The sequence below is a fragment of the Pseudoduganella dura genome, assembly GCF_009727155.1.
GTDB lineage: Bacteria > Pseudomonadota > Gammaproteobacteria > Burkholderiales > Burkholderiaceae_D > Rugamonas > Rugamonas dura.
The window spans coordinates 6,141,386-6,164,411 of record NZ_WNWM01000002.1 but is presented as its reverse complement, the minus strand read 5'-3'; the positions used below and the strand labels follow the sequence as shown (position 1 = coordinate 6,164,411).

At 67.6% G+C, this 23,026-nt stretch carries 17 protein-coding genes and 2 pseudogenes; 6 read left to right on the top strand and 13 right to left on the bottom strand.

The genetic code is table 11. The annotated features are described in order from the left end of the window. Window positions 1-10 precede the first annotated feature (10 nt). The 4 genes from GJV26_RS26790 to GJV26_RS26775 all read right to left on the bottom strand — a co-directional run bounded on the left by GJV26_RS26790 (window position 11) and on the right by GJV26_RS26775 (window position 5,264). Complete coding sequence (locus GJV26_RS26790) at window positions 11-889, bottom strand: HoxN/HupN/NixA family nickel/cobalt transporter (RefSeq protein WP_155711652.1); 879 nt, start codon at window positions 887-889, stop codon at window positions 11-13. After that, on the bottom strand, window positions 838-1,065 hold the full coding sequence (locus GJV26_RS30785) for a helix-turn-helix domain-containing protein (protein ID WP_443094234.1): 228 nt from the start codon (window positions 1,063-1,065) through the stop codon (window positions 838-840). The genes GJV26_RS26790 and GJV26_RS30785 overlap by 52 nt, the downstream gene beginning before the upstream one ends. 69 nt (window positions 1,066-1,134) lie before the next feature. Further along, the gene (locus GJV26_RS26780) at window positions 1,135-3,240 is read right to left on the bottom strand and encodes a hybrid sensor histidine kinase/response regulator (protein WP_155711651.1); all 2,106 of its coding nucleotides are present in this window, start codon (window positions 3,238-3,240) and stop codon (window positions 1,135-1,137) included. Between the two features lie 119 nt (window positions 3,241-3,359). After that, window positions 3,360-5,264 carry a glycoside hydrolase family 43 protein gene (locus GJV26_RS26775; RefSeq protein WP_155711650.1) on the bottom strand — a complete coding sequence of 635 codons (1,905 nt, stop codon included), beginning with the start codon at window positions 5,262-5,264 and terminating at the stop codon, window positions 3,360-3,362. A 198-nt stretch (window positions 5,265-5,462) separates the two neighbouring features. Between GJV26_RS26775 and galB the strand changes: the two genes are divergently transcribed. Then, window positions 5,463-8,000: a beta-galactosidase GalB gene (gene galB / locus GJV26_RS26770; protein WP_155711649.1), complete on the top strand. Its 2,538-nt coding sequence runs from the start codon at window positions 5,463-5,465 to the stop codon at window positions 7,998-8,000. Between the two features lie 91 nt (window positions 8,001-8,091). Beyond that, window positions 8,092-8,808 (top strand): GntR family transcriptional regulator, encoded by a 717-nt coding sequence (locus tag GJV26_RS26765; protein ID WP_155711648.1) that lies wholly within the window; start codon window positions 8,092-8,094, stop codon window positions 8,806-8,808. Between the two features lie 37 nt (window positions 8,809-8,845). Here the strand turns inward: GJV26_RS26765 and GJV26_RS26760 are convergent. From GJV26_RS26760 to GJV26_RS26725, 8 genes and pseudogenes are all read right to left on the bottom strand, one after another. Next, a pseudogene (locus GJV26_RS26760) lies at window positions 8,846-10,209 on the bottom strand (enolase C-terminal domain-like protein). Window positions 10,210-10,448: 239 nt separating this feature from the next. Then, a complete protein-coding gene (locus tag GJV26_RS26755) occupies window positions 10,449-11,159 on the bottom strand; it encodes a GntR family transcriptional regulator (protein WP_229419465.1) in 711 nt (236 codons plus the stop codon). Between the two features lie 85 nt (window positions 11,160-11,244). Beyond that, window positions 11,245-11,901 (bottom strand): TetR/AcrR family transcriptional regulator, encoded by a 657-nt coding sequence (locus GJV26_RS26750; RefSeq protein WP_155711647.1) that lies wholly within the window; start codon window positions 11,899-11,901, stop codon window positions 11,245-11,247. Between the two features lie 28 nt (window positions 11,902-11,929). Continuing rightward, window positions 11,930-12,967 (bottom strand): HlyD family secretion protein, encoded by a 1,038-nt coding sequence (locus GJV26_RS26745; RefSeq protein WP_155711646.1) that lies wholly within the window; start codon window positions 12,965-12,967, stop codon window positions 11,930-11,932. Between the two features lie 22 nt (window positions 12,968-12,989). Then, a complete protein-coding gene (locus GJV26_RS26740; protein WP_155711645.1) occupies window positions 12,990-14,600 on the bottom strand; it encodes an MFS transporter in 1,611 nt (536 codons plus the stop codon). Window positions 14,601-14,602: 2 nt separating this feature from the next. Further along, window positions 14,603-14,854, bottom strand: coding sequence for a hypothetical protein (locus GJV26_RS26735; protein ID WP_155711644.1), 252 nt, complete (start codon window positions 14,852-14,854; stop codon window positions 14,603-14,605). 226 nt (window positions 14,855-15,080) lie between these two features. After that, window positions 15,081-16,253, bottom strand: a complete 1,173-nt coding sequence (locus GJV26_RS26730) for a CaiB/BaiF CoA transferase family protein (protein ID WP_155711643.1) — start codon at window positions 16,251-16,253, stop codon at window positions 15,081-15,083. A 79-nt stretch (window positions 16,254-16,332) separates the two neighbouring features. Then, window positions 16,333-17,517, bottom strand: a complete 1,185-nt coding sequence (locus GJV26_RS26725; RefSeq protein WP_155711642.1) for an acyl-CoA dehydrogenase — start codon at window positions 17,515-17,517, stop codon at window positions 16,333-16,335. A 186-nt stretch (window positions 17,518-17,703) separates the two neighbouring features. On the opposite strand from GJV26_RS26725, the gene GJV26_RS26720 reads away from it, so the two are divergent. Continuing rightward, window positions 17,704-18,612 (top strand): LysR family transcriptional regulator, encoded by a 909-nt coding sequence (locus GJV26_RS26720; protein WP_155711641.1) that lies wholly within the window; start codon window positions 17,704-17,706, stop codon window positions 18,610-18,612. Window positions 18,613-18,709: 97 nt separating this feature from the next. Continuing rightward, window positions 18,710-19,411, top strand: coding sequence for a PEP-CTERM sorting domain-containing protein (locus GJV26_RS26715; protein WP_155711640.1), 702 nt, complete (start codon window positions 18,710-18,712; stop codon window positions 19,409-19,411). On the opposite strand, the gene GJV26_RS26710 is transcribed toward GJV26_RS26715, so the two are convergent. Beyond that, the gene (locus tag GJV26_RS26710) at window positions 19,408-20,280 is read right to left on the bottom strand and encodes a LysR family transcriptional regulator (RefSeq protein WP_155712751.1); all 873 of its coding nucleotides are present in this window, start codon (window positions 20,278-20,280) and stop codon (window positions 19,408-19,410) included. The genes GJV26_RS26715 and GJV26_RS26710 overlap by 4 nt on opposite strands. A gap of 171 nt (window positions 20,281-20,451) precedes the next feature. Between GJV26_RS26710 and GJV26_RS26705 the strand changes: the two genes are divergently transcribed. Continuing rightward, the gene (locus GJV26_RS26705) at window positions 20,452-21,546 is read left to right on the top strand and encodes a tartrate dehydrogenase (RefSeq protein ID WP_155711639.1); all 1,095 of its coding nucleotides are present in this window, start codon (window positions 20,452-20,454) and stop codon (window positions 21,544-21,546) included. Between the two features lie 117 nt (window positions 21,547-21,663). Then, window positions 21,664-23,012 (top strand): annotated as a pseudogene (locus GJV26_RS26700) (dicarboxylate/amino acid:cation symporter). The last annotated feature ends 14 nt before the right edge of the window (window positions 23,013-23,026 follow it).

Genomic DNA, 23,026 nt, shown 5'->3' with positions numbered 1-23,026 from the left:
GTCATTATCATTAATAGCGAAAATGTATCGGGCGTGGTCGGCGGCGCTGCTCCGCGAGGACCGGGGCGGCCTGCGCATCGCGGGCCGCGGCACGCAATGCCATCGCATAGGCGACAACCGTGGCGAGCACGATGGCGGCGCCGATGGCCTGGTACAGGTCTTCGCCTGCGCCGCCGTGCGGCAGCCAGCGCCCCAGCAGCATGGCGCCGGCGCTGGCGATGCACAGCGCGACGATCGGCCAGCCGAGCCGGCGACGGAACGCCTGCATCCGCGCGGGAGATCCGCTGGCGAGCATGCGCGCGGCGATCCAGCCATCCACGCTGTCGGTGATCGCCATGCCGCCGGTGAAGACCGCCGCGACCAGCAGCGCGCCGGCCAGCGATCCGGCGGCGGTGGCCGCGTAGCCCCAGACGATGGCCTGCAGCGCGCTTTCGAAGCCGAGCGCGAACAGCGCGCCGACGATGGCCGCGGAGCGCAGCGTGACCTTGCGGGGCAGCCACCGCGCCAGCCTGCCCTGCGCGCGGACGGCCGTCGCGGCCGGGAATGCGGAGAGTGGAGCGACAGGCGCGCGCAGCAGCTGGCGCGCATTCATCGCCGCGAGCGCGAGCAGGAAGACGGGTGGCGCCAGTTCGATCCAGTGGACCACCGCCCGGTAGGGCCCGACCCAGGCCGACGTCAGCGACGCGGCCAGCACGATCAGCAGCACCGCCGCGGCATGGCCGCCGGCGAACATCGCGCCCATCCACCGCGCCCGGCGCGGACAGTCCGACGCGGCCCGCGCCGTCAGGCCGTCGATGGCCGCCAGGTGATCGGGCGCCAGGCCATGGCGCAGGCCCATCACGAGGGCCAGCGTGAGGCCGGGCAGTGCTGCTTCGAGTTCATGGTGCATGCGTGACCTTTCAAAAACGTCACGCATTGTAGACGTGGAAACGCCGCTATTGCAAGTGCGTTGCAATAGCGGCGTGCCGGAACGGGACGGGGGAAGATGCGGGAAGCACCGATCCGCGTCAGCATGCCGCTCATCGCCGGCTGCGTGACGCCCAGCCGCGCCGCCGCGCGCGTCATGCTGTTCTCGTCCAGCAGCGCGGCCAGCGCCTTCAGCAGGTTCAGGTCGAGGTTCTTCAGGGCCGGCGGCTAGCCGCCGACAGCGGCAAGCACCGCGGACACGTCCGCCGGTATCGCGGGTTTCAGCAGGTGATGATCGAAGCCGGCCGCGCGGGCACGGGCGCGGTCCTCCGCCGCGCCCCAGCCGGTCAACGCGGCCAGCCGCACCGCGGCCAGTCCGGGCAACCGGCGCAGCCGCCGCGCGGTTTCGTAGCCGTCCATGCCCGGCATGCCGATATCGAGGAATACCACTTCCGGCATGAAGCGGGCCGCCAGGTGCAGCGCGGCGGCGCCATCGGCCGCAACGCGCGTCTCGTGCCCGGACAATGCCAGCAGGTCGGAGAGCGATTGCGCGGCATCGACGTTGTCGTCCGCGATCAGTATCCTCAGCGGTCTGGCGGCGCCATCGGCGGCCTGCGCCGCCGATGGACCGGCGGGCCGGGGCAACGCGCCGGCAAGCGGCAGGCGGATGGTGAAAGTGCTGCCCTGCCCCGGTCCCGCGCTTGCGGCAGCGACGGTGCCGCCGTGCAGCGCCATCAGGCGCCGCACCAACGACAGGCCGATACCCAGCCCGCCGTTGGAACGCTCCACGCTGCGCGCCACCTGCGTGAACATTTCGAAGACGGCATCGAGCGATTCGGCCGGGATGCCGATGCCGTTGTCAGCCACCGAGACGACCGCCTCCCCTTCGTCGACGTGCGCCGCGATCCGGATCGCACCGCCCGGCGGCGTGTACTTCACGGCGTTGGTCAACAGGTTGCCGATCACCTGGGCGATGCGCACAGCATCGGCCTCGACCGGCAGCGGCGTTTCCGGCAGGTCGACGGTCAGGCGATGGCCCGCGGCGTCGAGCGCCGGCATGCCCGCTTCGACGGCCGTGGCCACGATCGCGCCCAGGTCCGCCGCTTCCCGGTGAAGCACGATCTTCCCGCTCGACACCCTGGCAATGTCCAGCAGGTCGTTGATCAGGTGGGTCATGTGGCTCAGTTGCCGGTCCATCATGGCGCCCACCCTGGCCACGGTCTCGTTGCCGCCGCGCAGGCGCAGCAGTTCCAGGCCGTTGCGGATCGGCGCCAGCGGATTGCGCAGCTCATGCGCCAGCACGGCCAGGAATTCGGACTTGTGACGGTCGGCCTCGCGCAGCGCCTCGGTCGAGCGCACCCGCTCGATATGCGCCCAGCACCGTTCCACCACCGCCTCCACCAGCGCCAGTTCCTCGGCCGTCCAGCGGCGCGGCGCCACCTGGTGCACCGCCATCATCGCCGCCAGCCGTCCGGCCTTCACCAGCGGGCAGCAGATGATCGCCTTGATGCCGATGCTGTTGAACATGCCGTCGCCATCGCCCGGCGCCAGATCGCGGTCGACGTCGTCGATGACGAGCGTGCGGCCGATGCGCAGGTTCGACGTGGCGCGCGAGCCGAACAGGTCGAGCGAATAGACGCCCACGGTGGAGATCGCGCCGGCCACGCGCCAGTCGTGCCGGATCGTGAAGCGGTCATTGTCCGGTTCCAGGTCGGCGTAGGCCACGCGCGTCACGCGCAGGTGCTCGCCCAGCAGCCGCGTGGCCTCGTCCATGATGGCGCGCGGATCGCTGGCCACCCGGGTGGCCTCGCCGATCCTGTCGAGGAGGCGCAGCCGCTCCAGCGCATCGTCGCGCTGGTTGCGGGATTCCACCCGGGCCGTCGTTTCCACGCAGGTGACCATCAGGCCGGCGATCGCGCCGGCCTCGTCATGGATCGGGCTGGTGAAGAACGTCACGTAAATCCGTTCGGGGTAGCCGTTGCGTTCCACCGTGAACGGGTAATCCTCGACCGCGCCGGTGGCCTGGCCGCGCAGCGCTTCGTCGAGGATCGCGCCGCCCGACTCCGCCAGCTCGGGCCATACGTCGCGGAACGGCCGGCCCAGCATCGCGGCGCTGTCGTGCGCGCGCGCGCCCAGCAGCTCGCGATAACCGTCGTTGAAGAGCAGCCGCAGTTCCGCGCCCCACATCACGCACATCGCCTGCCGCGAATGCAGCACCATGCCCGCCGCCGTGCGCAGCGCCGGCGGCCACGTGGCGGCGGCGCCGAGCGGAGTCGCCGCCCAGTCGAACACGTCGGCGATGGCGGATCCGGGAACGGTACTCAGGTCGGGCATGACAGTGACATCGATGGCGCGGCGGGCCGCGAAGGCGCCACGATAGCATGGCGGCCGACAATACGTCGGGCGCCTGGCGCCCTGCCGCCGTCCTTCTGTTCGCCCTGCCGCCTGCCCTGCTACCGTGCGGCTGTCGCACCCCGCCGCGCATCGTTCCGGCCCTTGAGCGGTTCGCCCGCATCGCCCGGCTTGAACGGCACGGTCATCGGGTCCATCGGCCTGATCGATCCGTCGGAATTGAATTCCATCCGGGCCAGTACCGTTTCGCGCTGGTAGCCGCCGCCGACGGGCAGCGCGTGGCGGTGGTATGCGACATACCAGCGGTCGGTACCGGGCACGTTGACCACGCTGTGATGCGCGGTGGCCACCGCCGGGCCGTTGCGCTGCAGGACGATGAAGCCATGGTCCGGCGAACGCACCGGCCCCAGCGGCGAATCGGCGATCCCCCAGCCCACCCGGTAATCGGGACTGCGCGCGTCGTCGATCGACCACATGAAGTAATACTTGCCGTTCCGCTTGAACACCACCATGCCTTCGCGGTGGTCCTTCAGCTCGATCGTGCGCGGCGGCCCGTCCAGCGTCACCATGTCGGCCTTTAGCCTGTACACGTTGCCCAGCCTGCCGTTGCCGTAGTAGAGATAGGCCTGGCCGTCGTCGTCGATGAACGGATACGGATCGATCGTGTTGGTTTCCACGCCGGTGCCCCTGGCGACGAGCGGCCGGCCCAGCGCGTCGGCGAACGGGCCGGTCGGCGACTTCGACGTGGCGACGCCGATGCTGCCCTGCGCGCAGAAGTACATGTAGTAGGTGCCGTTGCGCTCGATGACATCGGGCGCCCAGGCTTCCACATTGGCCCACTTCACGTCGTGCGCCACGTCCAGGATCATGCCTTCCTTCTTCCAGTCGACGAGGTTCCTGGACGACCAGACGGAGAAATCGGTGGTCTGCCAGTGCGGCTTGTCCGACGTGGGGTACAGGTAATACGTGTCGCCGAACACGCGGATCGACGGGTCGGCGGTGAAGCCCTCCAGCACCGGCGGCGGTGCGGGCGTCGGCTCGACCGGTTTCCCGGACGGGATCGCGGCGGCGAGATTCTTCGCCAGCCAGGCGGGCGCGGACAGCACGGTACCGTGGCGCTGGCCGGGCGCCACTGCCAATTGCGAAGACACGTCGGTCCACTGCCGCCAGTCGGCGGTCTGGAAAGCGCCGTAGCGCTTGTCGGCGTAGAAATCGACGAGCAGCGTGGTCCTGCCGCCGCGCGTGAACAGCGTCGGGCCTTCCGCCCGCTGGCCGGCGACGATCGGGTCGGGCATCACCCGGTATGGGCCCAGCGCGCTGTCGGCCACCGCCCAGCGGATCGCGCCCCACTGGCCCGACTTCTGCCTGTCCCCTTCCTTGAAGACGGCAATGTAGCGGGCGCCGTCCCGCAGCACGGTGGTATCGATGTGGTCGAAGCCGGGATCGAGGAACAGCCGCGGTTCGCTGAACGTGACGAAATCCTTCGTCGTCACGTAATACGTGCGGTGGTTCATCCGCTCGGCGGACCTGGTTTCGGCAAACCGGCCTTCGATGTCCGACGACACCGTGATCACGTACTGCTTGCCGGCTTCGTCGTAGAACGTTTCGGGCGCCCACGCGTCCGTCGCCCCCGCCACCTTGTCGAAGAGCGGCAGGTAGCGCTGCGCCGACCAGTTGACCAGATCGGTCGATGCCGCGTAGCCGATGCCCTTGTCCTTCCAGCCGGTGGTCCACACCATGCGGAACACGCCGTCCGGCCCGCGCAGGATATGCGGGTCTCGCATCAGGCCGCTGCCGACGGCGGGTTCCAGGAATACCTTGCCCAGGTCTTTCCACGCCATGCCGTCGTCGCTGGCCGACAGGTGCAGGCCATCGCCCCTGCCGTGAAACGACGTGAACAGCCAGGCGTCGTCGGGCCATTTCGGCTGCTGCGCGGCCGCGACGGCGGCATGGGCACACAGGACCAGGGCCAGCGCGCCGTGCAGGCTCTTGGGGTTGGCGGGCATCGTCTTCTCCGGGTTATCGTTGTCGGCGCCGTACCTTAGCATGGGCGCGGAGCCATGAGCGTTGCCGCGCTTTTTCGCTCACCCGGTTGAGCGGAGAAGCGCGCTATAACGGTTCCGGATAGCGGGCGCGACAAATGGAATAGCAACGGCATTGCATTCCCGGCTAGACTTTTTGCTCTTCCTTCATGTGAATATCCCATGCACCTGCCGAAACGCTTCCTGCCCTTCGTCGCCGCCGGATTCATCGCGCTGGCCGGCGCCAATGCCGCCGAGGCACCCATACGCGAGCGCATCGCCTTCAATGCCGACTGGCGTTTCACCAAGGCCGATGCCGGTCCGGCGCCCGCCGCCGGCGCGGCCACGCCGGCGGCGCAGCCGGGCTTCGACGACGCCGCGTGGCGCAAGCTCGCGCTGCCGCACGACTGGGGCATCGAGGGCCCGTTCAGGCAGGAATACCCGAACGACACCGGCAAGTTGCCATGGTGGGGCGTGGCCTGGTACCGCAAGCACTTCACGCTGCCCGCGGCCGATGCCGGCCGCCGCATCTATCTCGATATCGACGGCGCCATGTCGAACGCGCAGGTGTGGATCAACGGCAGGCACGTGGGCGGGTGGCCGTATGGCTATGCCTCGTGGCGCGTGGATCTTACGGCGCACGTGAAACCGGGCGGCGCCAACGTGGTGGCGGTGCGGCTGGACAATCCGCCCGCGTCGTCGCGCTGGTATCCGGGCGGCGGCATGTACCGGAACGTGTGGCTCGTCAAGACGGCGCCGGTACACGTGGCGCAGTACGGCACCTTCGTCACGACGCCCGTGGTGACGCAAGCCTCGGCCACGGTGAACATCGACGTCACGGTGGACAACCGCGGCGCGGCGACCGAGGTGCAGGCGGCGACGGAAATCTACGCGCTCGATGCGGCCGGCAAGCGTTCGGGACAGCCGGTGGCGCGCAAGGAGCCCGCCGCGCCGGCCAAGGCGCCGGCGGGTGCCCAGGTCCAGTTGAGCCAGGCGCTGGCGGTGGCCAATCCGCGGCTGTGGAGCACTGCCAGCCCGCAGCGCTACGTCGCCGTTACCACGATCACCGACAAGGGGCGCCTGGTCGATGTCGTCGAGACGCCGTTCGGCATCCGCACCATCGCGTTCGACGCCGCGCGGGGCTTCCTGCTCAACGGCAGCCGCCTGACGATCAACGGCGTGTGCCAGCACCACGACCTGGGTGCGCTCGGCGCGGCGATCAACACGCGCGCGCTCGAGCGCCAGCTCGAGATCCTGCGCGAGATGGGCGTCAATGCGATCCGGACCAGCCACAATCCGCCGGCGCCGGAACTGCTGGAACTGACCGACCGCATGGGCTTCGTGGTGGTGGCGGAAGCGTTCGATACGTGGGGCATCGGGAAAACCCCGAACGACTACCACCTGCACTTCGACAAGTGGCACGAGAAGGACCTGCGCGCCATGATCCGGCGCGACCGCAACCACCCCAGCGTGATCGCCTGGAGCATCGGCAACGAGATCGTCGAGCAGGGCCATCCCGAGGGCTGGAAGGTGGCGGCGCGGCTGTCGGAAATCGCGCGCGGCGAAGACCGCACCCGGCCCACGACGGCCGCGTACAACCACGTCGGTTCCGGCTACAACGGCTTCCAGGGCGCGGTCGACGTGTTCGGCTACAACTACAAGCCGCACGAGTACCGCAACTTCCACGAGCATGCGCCCCATATCCCGCTGCTCGGCAGCGAGACCGCATCCACCGTGAGTTCGCGCGGCGAATATTTTTTCCCTGTCGGCGACGATCAGTCGAAGGGGCTGGCCAATTTCCAGGTCAGCAGCTATGACCTGTCGGCGCCGCCATGGGCATCGCCGCCGGACAAGGAATTCCGCGGGCAGGACGACAACCCGTTCGTGGCCGGCGAATTCGTGTGGACCGGCTTCGACTACCTGGGCGAGCCGACACCATACAACAACGACGCGACCAACCTGCTGAACTTCACCGATCCCGCGCAGCGCCAGCGCATGGCGAAGGAGCTGGAAAGCCTGAAGAAGATCAGCGTGCCGTCGCGCAGCTCGTATTTCGGCATCGTCGACCTGGCCGGCTTCAGGAAGGACCGCTTCTACCTGTACCAGGCGCGCTGGCGCCCCGAACTGCCGATGGCGCACCTGCTGCCGCACTGGAACTGGCCGGAGCGCGCAGGCCAGGTCACGCCGGTGCACCTGTACACCTCCGGCGACGAGGCCGAGCTGTTTTTGAACGGCAAGTCGCTGGGGCGCAAGCAGCGCGGCCCGCACGAATACCGGCTGCGCTGGGACGACGTGGTCTACCAGCCAGGCACGCTCCGCGCGGTAAGCTACCGGAACGGCAAGCCCTGGGCTGAAGACACGGTGCGCACCACCGGCGCGGCGGCGAAACTGCTGCTGTCGGCCGACCGCCAGGCATTGCGCGCCGATGGCGACGACCTGTCGTTCGTCACCGTGACGATCGCGGACAGGGACGGCCTGCCGGTACCGCGCACGGCGAACCGTGTCACCTTCAGCCTGACCGGCCCTGGCGAGATCGTCGCCACCGACAACGGCGATCCGACCAGCTTCGAATCGTTCCAGTCGCCGCGGCGCAATGCGTTCAACGGCCTGGCGCTGGCCATCGTGCGCCCGCGGCCCGGCCAGGCGGGCAAGATGGTGCTGACCGCCACGGCGGAGGGCTTGGGGAGCGCGCAGGTGGCGCTGGAGAGCAAGGCGCCCTGAAGACTCGTGCGCGGCCGCGCCGGGGCCGCCGCCGGCACCCGGTGGAGCGGCTACAATAGCCGCTTTCTTTCCGGTTACAGCGTCATCCTCAATGATCCCCGGCCTGCCCTCCACCAGCTTCCGTCTCGACCGCATGCGCAACGCATCGGCCCAGGTGTTCGACCACCTGCGCGAGCTGATCGTCACGCTGGCGCTGGAACCGGGCACGCAGCTGCATCGCGCCGAACTGGCCGACTACTTCGCGCTGTCGTCCACGCCGCTGCGCGATGCGCTGTCGCGGCTGGGAGACGAAGGCCTCGTCGACATCGTGCCGCAGCAGACCACGACCGTCAGCCGCATCGACGTGAACGCGGCGCGGCAGGCGCATCTGCTGCGCCTGTCGCTCGAGCTGGAAGTGGTGAACCTGCTGGCGCAGGCCGGAGACCGGCTGCCGGACGTTGCGCCGGCCTTGCAGCAGCTGGTCGCGCAACAGGGCCTGGCCAGCCGCCACCGCGACGATGCGGCATTCGACAGCGCCGGCACCGCGTTCCATCGCCAGCTGTTCGCGCTTGCCAAGGTCGAGCGCCTGTGGGACCTGCTGCGGCGGCAAAGCGGCAACCTGGAACGGTTGCAGCGGCTGGGGCCGCCCGTCGCCGCGGCACGGGTACTGGCCGATCATGCCAGCATCGCCGGCGCGATCGCCGGCGGCGACGGCAGGCTGGCGATGGCATGCATGCGGCGCTGCCTGGGCGATATGCTGCCGGACGTGGAGCGCATCGCTGAACGGTACCCGGACTATCTGGCCGCGCACGCCGGCACGGAAGGTTGAGCAAGCCGCTGCCGGCCGACCGGTTTTTCAGCCACCGTCAATCCCGCGCGAGGCTCGGCTTGTTCGGGTGATAGGTCCACCCGGGCACCAGGTAGCGCATCGCCATCGCATCGTCGCGGGCGCCGCCGGCGACCTCCTTGTACAGCGCGTGCGCCGCCTCGATGCGGTCCATGTCGGCCTCGATGCCGAGGCCGGGCTTGTCCGGCACGGCCACGGCGCCGTTCTCGATGCGCAGCGGGTCGCGCGTGAGCCGCTCGGCGCCCTCCTGCCAGATCCAGTGCGTGTCGATCGCGGTGATGTTGCCGGGTGCGGCCGCCGCCGCATGGGTGAACATCGCCAGCGACACGTCGAAATGGTTGTTGGAGTGCGAGCCCCACGTCAGGCCCCAGTCGTGGCACAGCTGGGCCAGGCGCACGGAACCCTGCATCGTCCAGAAATGCGGATCGGCCAATGGAATGTCGACGGCGCCCAGCAGGTGCGAGTGACCCATCTGGCGCCAGTCGGTGGCCACCATGTTGGTGGCCGTGCGGATGCCGGTGGCGCGGCGGAATTCGGCCATCGTCTCGCGGCCGGAGTAACCGTTTTCCGGGCCGCACGGATCTTCCGCATAAGCCAGCAAATGGCCCTTGCCCCGGCATGCTTCGATCGCCCGCGCCAGCGGCCAGGCGCCATTCGGGTCGACCGTCACGTTGCCGTCCGGGTAGCGCTTCTTGATCGCGGCGACCGCCAGCAGTTCATCCTCCGGCGACATCACGCCGCCTTTCAGCTTGAAGTCGCGGAAGCCGTACTGCGCCACCGCGGCGTCGGCCAGGTCGGCCACCGCTTCGGGCGTCAGCGCCTCGCGGTGGCGCAGCGCATACCAGTCGTCGCCCTCCCCGCGTACATACGGCAGGTCGGTCTTGCCGGCGTCGCCGATATAGAACAGGTAAGCAAGCATCGTCACGCTGTCGCGCTGCTGGCCGTTGCCGAGCAGTTCGCAGACCGGCACCCCAGGTGCTTGCCCAGCAGATCGAGCAGCGCCGCTTCGACGGCCGTAATCACGTTGTCGAGCCGCAGGTTGATTTCATGGGGCTGGCGCAGCACGGCCGCTTCCGCCTCGTTCGTCACCTGGTGCTGCATGCCACCGCCCGCGCCGAATGCCGCGCGCAGCGCGTTCAGCGTGCGCTGGTAGCGGCCGATCGCCGTACCGACCACCAGCGGGACGATGCGTTCCAGCGCTTTCAGGATGCCTTCGCCGCCCGGCACTTCGCCGATGCCGGTGTTGCCGGCGCTGTCGGTCAGCAGCACCAGGTTGCGGGTGAAGAAAGGCGCGTGCGCACCGCACAGGTTCAGCAGCATGCTGTCGCGGCCGGCGACCGGAATGGCGCGCATGGAAGTGATGACAGGGGTGGTCGAGGTCATGGTCGGCTTGAGAAAAACAGTGAAAAAGGTCGGAAATATTTCCTGAAACCGGGGTCAGACCCCGGTTTCAGGAAATATTTCTGGAAACCGGTATGGTGCCGCTCCGTTGGCGGGATCATGATGTACTAATATTTTACGGCGTGCGCTAGTCGTATTCCGGTACAGGAATAGTAATCGAGTCGCCGTCGTGTTGCACTAATATTTTACGAACTGTTGACGCAAGGTGTCGCCCTTGATTCTCAGTTCGCCAGGTATTCGGGGTATTGTTCGCGCAGCGCGATCAGCCGCGACAAGGTACCGCTCAGGTGCCGCCGCACACATTCCTCGGCCCGTTCCGCATCGCCGCTGCCGATGGCGGCGGCGAGCTCGGCGTGCTCGGCCAGCACCGATTCGGCCTTGCCGTTCAGTTGCATGTGCAGCCGCCGCAGCCGGTCCATGTTGCCGCTGTTGCCGCGCATGAGGCGCCACAGGTCTTGCGCGCCTGCCGCGCCGAACATGCGCTGGTGGAATGCCTGGTCGGCCTGGATGAATGCTTCCATGTCGCCCTTCGCCAGGCAGTCGCGCTGCCTGGCCACCAGGGCCTGCAGCCCCCGGGCCAGGCTGTCGTCTCGCCGCCGCGCCAGCGCACGGGCGATTTCCAGTTCCAGCGCAAGTCGCAGGAAGTGCGCATGCCGGGCCGAGTCGAGGTCGACCGCGCTGACCCGGGTGCCATGCTGCGGGAAGATGTCGACCAGGCCCTCTTCTTCCAGTTTCAGCAGCGCATCGCGCACCGGCGTGACGGAAACGCCGAAGCACCTTGCCAGTTCGTTGCGGTCGAGGATCATGCCCGGCTTGAACGCCAGCGTGACGATGGCCGTCCTCAAGTGTTCGTAGACCTGCTGGGCGGCGCCCTGCGACTTGTCCAGTTCGAATGGTCCGGCAAGGTCGAGCATCGTCATCGGGATTTTCATGGAGTGACGCCAGTCGCGCCGGCCGGTATTCTAGTATGCCGGCGGCGGCCTGTCACCGCGGCACCCGCCGCGGCATGCGCGCGCCTCATTTCCGCCCGTAGGCATCGCGCAGCGCGCGCAGCGCCATGCCGATCAGGTCGCCCGCGGTCAGTCCGGCATGCAGCTGCGTCGCGTTGCCGTAGGCGATATCCATCACCAGCGCGCCGAGCTGCAGCACCGGCACCGGGGAGCCCCCCGGCGGGAAGATCCTGACGAGCCGCGAGCCAACCTGGTGCCATTCGTCGTCGAACATCTTCGTGTGCCGCGCGGCCACCGTGGGATCGGCGCGCGCCAGCCGGGCCATGTCCACCACCAGCAGGCGCAGGTCCGGCTCGTGCAGCAGGCCGTCGGCCCACGCGCAGGCGGTGGCGATGATCGCGTCCGCATCCGGTGCCGCGTCGAGCCGGCGGCACAGTTCTTCGGCCTGGCCCAGTGCGTAGAAGTCGAACATGGCAAAGAACAGCTCATCCTTCGACGCGAAGTTAGAATACATCGCGCCTTTCGAATAGCCCGCCTCTTCGGCGATACGGTCGATCGACGCGCCCGCATAGCCCTCGCGCGTGAAGACCACCGCGGCCGAGACGAGCAGGCGTTCGCGCGTTCGCGCGCGGCTTTGTTCGCGCGTGAGCCGGGCTGGCCGCGTTTGCGTGCCGACGTGCGTGCCGATAGGGGTGCCGATGATGGTGTCGTCCGTGTCGCTCATGGTTTCCGTTCGTTCGGGAGCCCCGTTTTCAGCTTTCGCCGCAGATCACCGTCGGCGTGACGGACATGCCCACCTTCAGCAGCTGCGCGGCGCGCTGGCCCGGATCGATGACGATCTTGACCGGCAGGCGCTGCACGACCTTCGTGAAATTGCCGGTGGCGTTGTCCGGCGCGATCGGCGAGAACGATACGCTGCTGGCGGGCGCAAGGCTTGTCACATGGCCGGTCAGCGTGGTACCCGGCAGCATGTCGACCGCAATTGTAACGCGCTGCCCGGCGCGCATCCTCGCCAGCTGCGTTTCGCGGAAGTTCGCCTCGATGTACGCATGCTGCAGCGGCACGATGGCGAGCATGGCGGCCCCCACCTGCGCATAGGCGCCGACGCGCACAGCCCGCTGGCCCACGATGCCGTCCACCGGTGCCTCGACCCGCGTGTACGACAGGTTCAGCTCGGCGGCGGCCAGCGCGGCCTTCGCCCGCGCCACCTGCGCTTCGGCCTGCGCCACCTGCGCGGCGAGCACGTCGAGCTGCTGCTTCGACGCGGCCAGCGTGGCCACGTCCGCCGCATGGTTCGCGGCGGCGGCCTCGGTCTGCGACTCGGCCTGCTGGCGATCCTGCACGGAAGCCGAACCGTCCGACGCCAGGTCGCGGTAGCGCTGCGCGTTGGCCTCGGCGTACTTCAGCGTGGCAGTGCCGGCATCGATCGCGGCGGCGGCGCGCCTGATCGTGCTGCCCTGCTGGGCGATCGCGGCGCGCGCGCTGGCCAGGTCGGCGCCGGCTTTCGTCAGCTCGGCGCGGGCGATGTCGACGGCCACGACGTAGTCGCGGTCGTCGATCCGTGCCAGCAGCTGGCCCTTGCGCACGGCCTGGTGGTCTTCGGCCAGCACCTCGATCACCTTGCCGGCGACCTGCGGTGCCACCAGCGTGAAGTCGGCGGTCACGTACGCGTCGTCGGTGCTCTGGCGACTGCCGCCGCCTTCGCTATGGCTCCAGGACCAGGCACTGCCTGCGGCAAGGGCCGCGAGCAGCACGCCGATCGAAATCTTTGCGGAAATGGGAAGGGACATCGTGTTCCTCGATTGATATGGATTATTTGATTGGCGCCGGTGTCGGTGGAACTTTGGACGAAGGCGCGGACGGCAGCACGGGCGCCGCGATGTATTGCAGCGACAGCACCAAAGGCACCAGGGCCAGCGCCAGCATCCCGAGCGCCAGATAACCGTCGGCGATCGACAGCACGAAGGCCTGGTGCGAAACGCGGTCCGCCACGTCAGCGAGGGCATCGGGCGGCACTGCGCCGGCGCTGCGGCGCATGTTGGCGGCGCCGTCGAGCAGCACGTTGGCATGGGTGGCTTCGCGCACGGCCAGCAGGCGGCCGACCAGCGCGCCGCCGAACATCGTGCCGAATGCGCGCAGCGTATTGACGATGCCGGACACCTGCGGCCCCTCCATCGGCTGCACCACGCTGGTAGCCAGGAACAGCAGCGCGATCACGGCCATCGGCTGGCCGAACGCGTGCAGGGCCTGCGCCAGCGCGAATTCGGCTGTCATCCATTCGGGCGTGATGCGCGAGCCGGCCCAGCACGCGGCGGCGATCAGCACCAGGCCGATGGCAAACACGTGGCGTGCGTCGACCCATTTCTTGTACAGCAGCCAGGAGACGGCCGGGCCGAGGACGAACTGCGGCAGCCCGACCTGCAGCCCGATGACGGCCATCTGCGGCGTGCGGAAGTGCCACGCGTGGCCCAGGTAATCGGCGGGCAGCAGCGAGCCGGACAGCAGCACCACCAGCATGCCGACGAACACCGTGAAGCCGAGCCCCAGGTTACGCCGGTGCAGCAGCTGCAGCTTGATGAACGGCATCGGGTGGAACCATTCGCAGATCAGGAAGATCGCCAGCAGCGCCCCGCCGCCGCCGAACAGCCAGCAGACCAGCGTGCTGTTGAACCAGTCGAGCCGCTCGCCCTGCGACAGGCCGATGCCCACCATGACCAGGCCAGCCACGCCGGTGACGAGCCCCGGCAGGTCGATCTGGCGGAAGCGTTCCAGCCGCACCGGGTCCTGCGGAATGCCCCACCCCACCGCGGCCAGCGAGAACAGCGCCATCGGCACCGTTTGCCAGAACAGCAGGCGCCAGTCCATCACGCCGTCGGTCCACGCGGCGGACAGCCAGGTGGCCACGTTCGGCGCGAACGTGGCGGTCATCGCATACAGCGCCAGCCCGTACAGCCGCACCGGCGCGGGAAAGAAGCGCAGCGCGGCCGCCATCAGCACGGGAATCAGCAGGCCACCCGAAAAGCCCTGCAGGCAGCGCAGCACCAGCAGCGTGGCGGCATCCGGCGCCAGCGGCGTGACGAGGCCCAGCAGCGTGAAGGCCGCCACCACCGCCATGTGGTAGCGGCGGAACGAGAACGTGATGGCGAACCAGGCCGAGAACGGCATCGCGGCCAGCTCGAACGCACCGTACAGGCTGGCGATCCAGCTGCCGTCGTCGACCCCCATGCCGTAGACGGCGCGGATATCGCCCAGCGCCAGGCTGCCGATGCGGCTGTTCAGGCCCGACATCATCGCCGCGACGAACACGCCGATCACGCCGGTCAACAGGCGCGGGCCGAACGGGTGGACCGCCGGCGCGGCCGGCGGTGCCTGCGACGGCGCGGGCACCACCACAACCGGTTGCGGGGATTGTTGTGCCGTCATCGTCAGCGCTCCTGCGCCGGATGCGCGGCCAGCGCCGCGGCCACGGCCGCCTCCTGCGCTTCGCCCAGCGTGTCGCAAGTGCCGCAGCCGGCCACGCCGGTGTCGTCATAGGTCTGGATTTCCCAGTGCCAGCCGCCGTCGAACTCGTCCGGCCAGACGCACAGGCGGCGGTGGTCGACGCTGTACAGCGCATCGTCGAGATCGAGCACCCATAGGGGCATCTCGAATTCGTCGGACTGGTGCCAGTCACGCATGGAAGCGCTCCCGCAGGCACATCGGTATGGCAGGACTTGACGGCATGGCAATCGGTCTAATTGATGAGGAGCATCAATTATACTGATCGGTATCTGAATTTCAAATGGTATTTCACTTCTAAATTATTTTGCGAAACGCCGCTTGTGCCGTCCGGAATAAAAAAACCGGTCAAGCCGTTTCACGGGCCTGACCGGTTTGTTACGGGATGCGCGCGAATTCAGCCGGTCACCGCTCTTGCAGCCACTCCGCCAGAACCTCGTCGGTATGCTCGCCCAGCATCGGCGGCGGCCGGTCGTACGCGACTGGCGTGGCCGACATGCGGATCGGATTGGCGACCAGCGGCACGCTGCCGGCGGCGGGATGCGGCATCTCGATGCGCAGGCCGCGCGCCTGCACCTGCGGGTCGTCGAACACCTTGTCGAGGGTGTTGATGGGACCGCACGGCACGCCGGCGCCCTCCATCCGCGCCACCCAGTCGGCGGTGGCACGGGTCACGGTCACGGCGTGGATCGCCGCGACCAGTTCCTGCCGGTGCCGCACGCGCTGCGGATTGGTGGCATAGCGCTCGTCGCCGCCCCATTCCGGCCTGCCCAGCACTTCGCACAGCTTGCGAAACTGCCCGTCGTTGCCGACCGCCACGATCATGTAGCCATCGGCCGTGGCGAAATCCTGGTACGGCACGATGTTCGGGTGCGCATTGCCCATCCGCTTCGGTATCGCGCCACCGACCAGGTAGTTCGATGCCTGGTTGGCCAGCACCGCCACCTGCACGTCCAGCAGCGCCAGGTCGATGTGCTGCCCCTCGCCGCTGCGCTCGCGGTACGCCAGCGCCGCCAGCACGGCGTTCGACGCATACAGGCCGGTCATCACGTCCGTCAGCGCAACGCCGGTTTTCATCGGGCCGGCGCCCTCTTCGCCGTCGGGCCGGCCGGTCAGGCTCATCAGCCCGCCCATGCCCTGGATCAGGAAATCGTAGCCGGCGCGCTGTGCATAGGGCCCATCCTGCCCGAAACCGGTGATCGAGCAGTAGATCAGGCGGGGATTGACGGCCTTCAGGCTGGCGTAATCGAGCCCGTACTGCGCCAGGCCGCCGACCTTGAAGTTCTCCAGCACCACGTCGGCGCGTCCGGCCAGCTGCCGCACCACGGCCTGGCCTTCCGGCGTGGCGATATCGATCGCCACCGAGCGCTTGTTGCGGTTGGCGCTCAGGTAGTAAGCCGATTCGCCCGTCGGCACGCCGCCGGCGTCCGGCAGCCATGGCGGCCCCCAGGCGCGCGTGTCGTCGCCGCTGCCCGGCCGTTCGACCTTGACGACGTCCGCGCCCAGGTCCGCCAGCAGCTGTCCCGCCCACGGCCCGGCCAGCACGCGCGACAGGTCGAGCACCTTCAGGCCCGCCAGCGCCCCTGTTTGTGCCCCCTTTGCGCCCCCGTCTGCGCGCCCGCCGGCGTTTCGTTCGTCGTCCGGTCCGTCATGGCCGTCAGAACGCGGCGATGCCCGTCATCGCGCGGCCGAGGATCAGCGCGTGGATGTCGTGCGTGCCTTCGTAGGTATTGACCACTTCCAGGTTGACGAGGTGGCGCGCCACGCCGAATTCGTCGCTGATGCCGTTTCCACCCATCATGTCGCGTGCCACGCGGGCGATGTCCAGCGCCTTGCCGCAGGAATTGCGCTTCATGATCGACGTGATCTCGACGGCGGCGCTGCCTTCGTCCTTCATGCGGCCCAGCCGCAGGCAGCCCTGCAGGCCCAGCGTGATCTCGGTCTGCATGTCGGCCAGCTTCTTCTGCACCAGCTGGTTCGCCGCGAGCGGCTTGCCGAACTGCTTGCGGTCCAGCACATACTGGCGTGCGCGGTGCCAGCAGTCCTCGGCCGCGCCCAGCGCGCCCCAGGCGATGCCGTAGCGGGCGCTGTTCAGGCACGTGAAGGGGCCTTTCAGGCCGCGCACTTCCGGGAACGCGTTTTCCTCGGGGCAGAACACCTCGTCCATCACGATCTCGCCGGTGATGGATGCGCGCAAACCCACCTTGCCGTGGATCGCCGGCGCGGACAGGCCCCGCCAGCCCTTTTCCAGCACGAAGCCGCGGATCGCGCCTTCGTCATCCTTGGCCCAGACCACGAACACGTCCGCGATCGGGCTGTTGGTGATCCACATCTTGCTGCCGGTAAGCCGGTAGCCGCCATCGACCTTCTTCGCGCGGGTGATCATGCTGCCGGGGTCGGAACCGTGGTTCGGCTCCGTCAGGCCGAAGCAGCCGATCGATTCGCCTGTGGCCAGCTTCGGCAGGTATTTCTGCTTCGTTTCCTCGTTGCCGAATTCGAAGATGGGCACCATCACCAGCGATGACTGCACGCTCATCATCGAGCGGTAGCCGGAATCGACCCGCTCCACTTCGCGCGCCACCACGCCGTAGCTCACGTAGTTCAGGCCCGCGCCGCCGTAGGCTTCGGGGATCGTCGGGCCCAGCAGGCCCAGTTCGCCCATCTCGCGGAAGATCTCGATGTCGGTCTTTTCGTTGCGGAAGGCTTCCAGCACGCGCGGCAGCAGGCGCTCCTGGCAATAGGCGCTGGCCGAATCGCGCACCATGCGTTCCTCGTCGGTGAGCTGCTGGTTCAGCAACAGCGGATCGTCCCAGTGGAAGGCGGCTTTGTGCTTGGAAGTCATTTCTTACTCGCGAACAGGTGGAAGATGGAGGCACTGTACAATCCGGGCAATCGTGCGGCAAACGTTTTATATGCACTGACCTGTGCGCAAGACGCACTTCAGGAAGTCGCACTTTAAGGATTCGCACTTCAAGGATTCGCACTTCAAGGATTCGTATTTCAAGGATTCGCATTTCAAGGATCGATCTTGCGCCGTAAAATCCCTTCCACCCTCGCCCTGTCCGCCTTCGAATCGGCGGCCCGCCACCAGAGCTTCACGAAAGCAGCCGACGAGCTGGCCGTCACGCAGAGTGCGGTCTGCCGGCAGATTGGCGCACTCGAGGACTTCCTCGGCGTGAAACTGTTCCGCCGCAGCCGCCGCGGCGTGGCGCTGACCGAAGCGGGCCTGGCCTACAGCCGCAAGGTGACCGCGCGGCTCGACGACGTGGAGCGCGACACGCTCGAACTGATGGCCACCGGCGGCAGCGGCGGCACGCTGGAGCTGGGCGTGGTGCCCACGTTCGCCACAAAATGGCTGCTGCCCAGGCTGCCGGATTTCCTGGCGCGGCATCCCGGCATCACTGTCAACCTCAGTTCGCGCACCCGACCGTTCCTGTTCGACGACACGCCGCTCGATGCCGCGATCCATGCCGGCGAAACGGTCTGGCCCGGTACCGAAGGCATTTTCCTGATGCATGAAGACCTGGTGGCGGTCTGCAGTCCGGATCGTCGCGTGGAGCTGGCCGGCGCGGCCGACTGGAACGGGCAGCCGCTTCTGCAGATCAGCACACGACCCTACCTGTGGCGCGACTGGTTCCACTCGCTCGGCATGGCTTCCGAACGCGACATGGCCGGGCCCCGTTTCGAACTGTTTTCGATGGTGGCCGAGGGAGCGGTGCATGGCATGGGGATTGGCCTGCTGCCCCGCCTGCTGATCGAAGACGAGCTGGCGCGCGGTACGCTCGTCCAGGTCACGTCGCACGTGTACCGCAGCGATCGCTGCTACCGCTTGCTGTACCCGGAAAGCAAGGCGGGCTACCCGCCGTTGCAGGCATTCCGTGAATGGCTGGCCCGGCTGGCGGCAGAAGGGCCGGCGGCGGGCAAGCGGCAGGCCTGAAGCGCGCATGTGACTATCGAATTGCAATCTTTATAATTTAATTGACCTTGCTGCAAGACAATGGAAATATGGCATTTCTTAACAACAAGGATTTTCCATGCGTATTCTTCCTGCCTTGCTGCTTGCAGCGGTCGCCGCCACTCCCGCACAGGCCGCGATCGTCAAGTACGAGTTCACCGCCACGGTGGCCACCGTGGCGGCGTGGCCGAGCGGTACCGCGAACGGCGGGTTCGTCGACTCCAGCAGCATTGCCGGACCCATCATCTCGCTCGGCGATACGTGGACCGGCACCCTCTTCTATGAGACGGACCGTCAGCTGACACCCTGGCCGCTGCAGCAGCCCCCGGGCGGCAGCTTCCTCGGCTATGCCGGCTACGCGGCATCCACGATCGTCGATGCGCAGACCGGCCTGTCGTTCCATTCGAATCCGGTGGACTTCAACCCGCCACACATGTCGGTGCACGACATGCCTGTCGGCGGAACGGATTTCATCGTGATCAACACCTATGCATCGGGCGCCAATCTCGAATCCGGCAGCTTCATGTTCACCGACGGCGATGGCAGCGTGTTCTCGAGCGCCGTGCCGCCACCCGGACTGGACCTGGCTGACTTCCTCTATGCGACAGTCCACTACGGGTTCACGGACGCCAATGGCGATTTGCTGAGCGTGGACGCCCGTATCACCTCGCTGGCATCGACCGACCTGCCGCCGCCGGTCCCGGAACCATCCACCTATGCAATGCTCGGGCTCGGCCTGGCCGCGCTGGCAATGACGAGAAGATCCGGCAGCAGGACCTAGTCGAACCGCTCGAACCGCTCGACCAGGAAATCCACGAACGTGCGAATCCGCGCCGACAGCTGATGCCGGTGCGGATACACCGCATGGATATCCGCATCCGGCGTGCGGTACCCGGGCAGCACCTGCACCAGCCGCCCGCTCTGCAGATACCGCTCGATATCCCACTCGGCGCGCATCAGGATGCCGTGCCCGTCCAGCGCCCAGTTGACCGCGATCTCGCCGTCGTTCGTCGTCAGGTTGCCGCGCACCTTCACCGCCGCGGCGTCGTGCTCCGTTTCCCGCCCGCTCAACAACCGCCATACGCCATACGCCTCGTCACCCTGCCGGATCGTGATGCAGTTGTGCCGCCCCAGCTCCGCCGGCGTTTTCGGCTCGCCCCGCTGCGCCAGGTACTTCGGCGCGGCGCACAGCAGGCGGCGGTTGGCCGCCAGGCGTCGGGCGATCACCCGCGTGTCGGCCGGGGCGCCGAAGCGGATGCACACATCGAACTGGTCGTCCGCCAGCGGCGGCGGGTCGACCGACAGCTGCAGCTGCACGTCCACCTCCGGGTAGCGCAGCACGTATTGTGAAATCGCCGGGGCGATGTGCAGGCGCCCGAAGCCCAGCGTGGCATTCACCCGCAGCTGCCCCTTCGGCGTGCCTTTCGATTTCGTCAGCATCTGCTCCAGGTCGGACAGCTCCTGCAGGATGCGCTGCGCATGCTCCAGCAGCACCTCGCCTTCCGGCGTCAGGCTCATGCGCCGCGTGGTGCGGTTCACCAGGGGTACGCCGATCCGCCCTTCCAGCAGCGCCAGCCGCTTGCTGACGGCGGACGTGGTGATACCCATCTCGCGGGCCGCCGCGCTGAGGCTGCCGCTGGTGGCGAGCATAACGATGAAGGTCAGTTCCGCCGGTTGCAGGCCCGCTTCCACAGTGCACCCTCCATTATTGAGCTCTAGGTTAACAACGGATTGAGTTTAGCTGCGATTCGCGCGGCGGTCCACCCGCTACAGTGACCCCACTTTCACTCGCGCAGTTCAATCCATTCCACAGGAGACACCATGAAGACTTACCAGATCGCAACCATTCCAGGCGACGGCATCGGCAAGGAAGTCGTGCCGGCCGGCCGCGAAGTGCTGGCGGCGCTGGCCGCGGGCAGCAATACCTTCAAGTTCGAATTCGAGGATTTCGACTGGGGCGGCGATTACTACCGCGAGCATGGCGTGATGATGCCGGCCGACGGCCTGGACGCGCTGCGCGGCAAGGACGCCATCCTGTTCGGTTCCGCCGGCGACCCGGACATTCCCGACCACATCACGCTGTGGGGCCTGCGCCTGAAGATCTGCCAGGGCTTCGACCAGTACGCCAACGTGCGGCCGACCCGCATCCTGCCCGGCATCGACGGTCCGCTCAAGCGCTGCGCGCCGCAGGACCTGAACTGGGTCATCGTGCGGGAAAACTCGGAAGGCGAATACTCCGGCGTGGGCGGCCGCGTGCACCAGGGCCACCCGATCGAAGCGGCCACCGACGTATCGATGATGACTCGGGTGGGCGTCGAGCGCATCCTGCGCTACGCATTCAGGCTGGCCCAGTCCCGCCCGCGCAAGCTGCTGACCGTGGTCACGAAGAGCAACGCGCAGCGCCATGCGATGGTGATGTGGGACGAGATCGCGCTGGAAGTGTCGAAGGAATTCCCGGACGTGAAATGGGACAAGGAACTGGTCGACGCCGCCACCGCGCGCATGGTCAACCGCCCCGCCACGCTCGATACGATCGTCGCCACCAACCTGCACGCCGACATCCTCTCCGACCTGGCCGCCGCGCTGGCGGGCAGCCTGGGCATCGCACCGACCGGCAACATCGACCCGGAACGCCGCTACCCGTCGATGTTCGAGCCGATCCACGGCTCCGCGTTCGACATCATGGGCAAGGGCCTGGCCAACCCGGTCGGCACGTTCTGGTCGGCCGTGATGCTGCTGGAACACCTGGGCGAGCACGAAGCGGCGGCGCGCGTGATGGCAGCGATCGAGCACGTCACGGCGAACCCGGCGCTGCACACGGGTGACCTGGGCGGCAAGGCCACCACTGCCGACGTCACCCGGGCCGTGTGCGAATTCCTCGCGCAAGGCAAGGACCAGGATCGCAAGGCAGCCTGATGGCGTGATGCCATCGGCTTGATACAGTCGTTTTACGCCGGTTCCGACCCGCCGCCAAGAGCATGGCGGAACAGGCGCAGCAGCACCCCATCGCGGGACCTCATAAAGGAGACAATCATGTCAAAACGATTCTTTGGAAAGCTGTATGTCCAGGTGCTGATCGGCGTGCTCGCCGGCGGCATCCTGGGCGTTCTCTACCCCCATTTCGCGGCGGACCTGAAGCCGCTGGGCGACGCGTTCATCCGGCTGATCAAGATGGTGTTCGCGCCGGTGATCTTCGCGATGGTGGTGCTGGGCATCGCCAAGATGGACAGCATGAAGGAACTGGGGCGCGTGGGTTCCCGCGCGCTCATCTACTTCGAGGTGATGTCGACGTTCGCGCTGGCCCTGGGCCTCGTCGTCGTCAATCTCGCCAAGCCCGGCGTGGGCATGAATGTCGATGTCGCGACCCTGGATACCACCGGCATCAAGAACTACACCGCCGCCGCCGGCCACTCCGGCGGCTTCGTCGACTTCCTGCTGCACATGATCCCCACCAGCGTGGTCGAAGCGCTGGCGAAGAACGACATCCTGCAGATCCTCGTGTTCGCCACGATGTTCGGCATTGCGCTGTCGCACATGGGCCGCCGCGCCAAGCCGGTGGTCGACTTCCTGGAAGCGTTCAGCAACAGCATGTTCATCGTCGTCGGCATGATCATGCGCGTGGCCCCGCTGGCCGCGTTCGGCGCGATCGGCTTTACGGTCGGCAAGTACGGCCTGGGTTCGCTGGTATCGCTGGGCTACCTGATGGCCTGCATGTATATCACCTGCGCGGTATTCGTGGTCGCGGTGCTGGGCATGGTGGCGCGCATCTCCGGCTTTTCGCTGTGGAAGTTCCTGCGCTACATCAAGGATGAAATCTTCACCGTGCTGGGCACCAGCTCGTCCGAATCGGTGGTGCCGCAACTGATGCGCAAGCTGGAGCACGTGGGCGTGTCCAAGCCGGTGGTCGGCCTGGTGATCCCGTCCGGCGTCACGTTCAACCCGGACGGCCAGTGCATCTACTACACGATGGCGGCGATCTTCATCGCCCAGGCCACCAACACCCCCTGACCCTGACCGACCAGCTGGTGGTGCTCGGCGTGCTGATGGTGACATCGAAGGGGTCGGCCGGCGTGACCGGCTCCGGCTTCATCACGCTGGCGGCAACGCTGGCCTCGATGGGCAAGATTCCCGTGGAAGGCATGGTGCTGCTGCTGGGCGTGGACCGCTTCATGTCCGAGGCGCGGGCCATCACGAACACGATCGGCAACGCGGTCGGCACGATGGCCATCGCCCAGTGGGTGGGCGCGCTGGACCGCAAGCAGATGCACCGCGTGCTGGACGGCCAGTCGTCGCCCGAAGAGCTGCGCGCGCTGTACGAAGAGGAAGATGACGCCGAAAAGAGTGCACCGGAGCTCGTCCAGATGCACAAGGTGTCGGCCTGACATGTACCATACAG